The organism is Treponema sp. (genome assembly GCF_052169735.1).
In the GTDB taxonomy this organism is placed as follows: domain Bacteria; phylum Spirochaetota; class Spirochaetia; order Treponematales; family Treponemataceae; genus Treponema.
The window spans coordinates 1-2,515 of sequence record NZ_JBQNBW010000117.1 but is presented as its reverse complement, the minus strand read 5'-3'; the positions used below and the strand labels follow the sequence as shown (position 1 = coordinate 2,515).

The 2,515-nt window shown below is 42.1% G+C and carries 2 protein-coding genes and 1 pseudogene; all 3 read left to right on the top strand.

Annotation, left to right across the window (positions count from 1 at the left end):
- Nucleotides 1-41: 41 nt before the first annotated feature.
- A complete protein-coding gene (locus ACTTJ8_RS11635) occupies nt 42-518 on the top strand; it encodes a hypothetical protein (protein ID WP_442716943.1) in 477 nt (158 codons plus the stop codon).
- An 82-nt stretch (nt 519-600) separates the two neighbouring features.
- Nucleotides 601-2,244 (top strand): AAA family ATPase, encoded by a 1,644-nt coding sequence (locus ACTTJ8_RS11630; RefSeq protein WP_442716942.1) that lies wholly within the window; start codon nt 601-603, stop codon nt 2,242-2,244.
- 25 nt (nt 2,245-2,269) lie between these two features.
- Nucleotides 2,270-2,515, top strand: a pseudogene (locus ACTTJ8_RS11625) (hypothetical protein); the annotation flags it as partial.

The window sequence follows — 2,515 nt, the reverse complement described above, 5'->3', positions numbered from 1 at the left end:
CTGCTTAAATACATTTGGGATGTTTAGGCACTGCACTACTATTGACTATTCCAGAAATAGCCGAGCTGATACAATGGCAGTTACAGACCGCTGTACAATCAGAACATATCGATTCTGAAAACAGCAATGAATACTCTCTGTTTGATTCTGCGGCACTATGCATCCAAAACGGTTACAAAACAGTCGATTCCTGTTTAATAGAACAAGACTACATTGAGCACAGCCTCCAGCTTATTGATGTAGCGTTTGTCGCATCCCAAGACCGCACAAAGCCGTATCTTTCCGCATTGCTGACTCATCGGGTGTTATGCGAACTAGATGCGGCAAAAGTAGACAGTAGCGTAATAGCTGTAGTCTTGTGCAATGCACACTTTTCAGATACTGAACATGGACGCACGCTCATCCGGCTATTTTTTGAAGCGGAAGACTTCCCCACGCAAGAAGATATTGCCGCACAGTTCGGCAAAGATAAAACCGATGCAAGCAGAACGATAAGCCGTTTTATTAAAAAACTGTAAAAAATCTGTCAATCGGCAGAATAAATGACTATAGTAACCATAGGAGACCACACAATCAAATGCCGGACAGGAGGAACCACAGATGCCAGAAACAACAAAACATCACGATAGGATAGCTGCACTTAAAAATGCACTCAGCGAAGGTCTATACGAAAAAGACGAAGCGCTGCGCCTTGCGCTTTTAGCTGCAATAGCAGGAGAAAGTATTTTCTTTTTAGGCGCTCCCGGGTGTGCCAAAAGCATGCTTGCACGGCGCATTGCACAGGCATTTAAGGCGGACGGCGATGGAAGTGTTCAGTATTTTGAAACACTCTTAAATCAATTTTCTACACCGGAAGATGTGTTCGGCAATATTTCGCTCAAAGCCTTGAACGGCGAAGGTGAAAGCGGCAAAGAAGAATACCGCCGTCTCACAGAGAATATGCTGCCGGAAGCGGATATTGCCTTTCTCGATGAAATTTGGAAGGCAAGCCCTGCAATTCTCAACACACTCCTTACCATCATAAACGAGCGGAAATTTCATAACGGCAGTACAGTACAAGACGTGCCTCTAAAAGCATTACTAGCCGCATCAAACGAACTGCCTGCAAAAAACCGCGGACTTGAAGCGCTGTATGACCGGTTTATCCTCCGTTTACCCATAGGGTTTATTCAAAACGAAGATAGTTTTTTTGATATGGTAGAAGGTTCGTCCTCTGAATTTGAACTTTCCGATGAGATTAAAAAATTACAGATTTCCAACGAAGACTTAAAGAGCTGGAAAACACAGATCGATACAGTGCAGCTTTCAGAAGAAGCACGAGCGGTTATTTCCGCAATCCGTAAAGAACTGACGGTGCAGAATGAGACATTGAGTGAAGAAGAAAAAGCTGCCGGTGAATCATTTGCAATCGGCGACCGCCGCTGGAAAAAAATAGTGCGCATCTTAAAAACCTCCGCATTCTTAAACGACCGTACCGAAGTTGATTTGATGGACTGTCAGCTTATTGAATACTGCATCTGGGGTACGGAAAAGCAACAAAAAAAAGTACGCCAAATTGTAGAGACGTGCATTCAACAAAATGGACTGGATTGCAACACGGCGATAGATGACATTAAGGATGGGCTTAAAGCGTTTGAAAAAATTGTAACGGAACGCTTTTATACTCACCAAGAGAAGCAACCTGCTGAATATAAAATGAAAGACGGTGTTATGGCATATAAGATTGTAGAACCGTATAGGATATATAGCTATAACAATATTGAGCCTCATTATCTTTGCCCAGAATATACACACCCAAGGCATAACCGCTCTGGGGCATATTATGACCAGAATTGCGAGTTGTTAGGTGATTATGATTTTTATTTTCACGCTGGGAGTTTTAAGATAGTTGGTAATACTGCACATTGGATAGATGGCTGTAGAGGAGACTCTTATTCAGCTGAAATAGAAATCTCTTCTAACCACCAAGTGATTAAAGATCCTACTGTCTTTAAGACCCCTGATTTATTGGAGCTTCGTCGTACGAAAACAGATTCTGAGAATTATCTACCGATTAAAAATTCTATCGATTCTGAAATCAAGAAACTCGATGAGTTTACACAAGCAAAAGCGGGGATTTATAAAACGAATCTCTTTGCAGATACAGTATATTTTAACATTATTATGGCAGCAATTGTAGAAGCTAAAGAAGATTTACAAGATGCTCAAGTGAATCTTGATAAGCAACGTGCTCGTTATCAGTAATGGCGAAATATATATGGTACAAGATATGGTATTACACAAATCCCGTGAAGCCCTTACCGCATTGCAGCAAAAGTATTCCGGCGACATGCCCGATATCTACCGGCTTTCCGATGAACAGAAAGCATGGCTTGAGCTGAAAATACAGACGCTTGCAGAAGGGCTTCAACCGCCGCAGCCAGTTATGGAATTGCACAAAATCCGCAACCGGCTTGCGCATGCAACGGAAGATATTCCCGATAAGGAATTGCAAAAGATGGTTTCATTTGTATTT

What these genes read in the sequence shown, in the direction of transcription:
- ACTTJ8_RS11630 (WP_442716942.1), top strand. Translation starts at nt 601, where the DNA reads ATGCCAGAAACAACAAAACATCACGATAGGATAGCTGCACTTAAAAAT.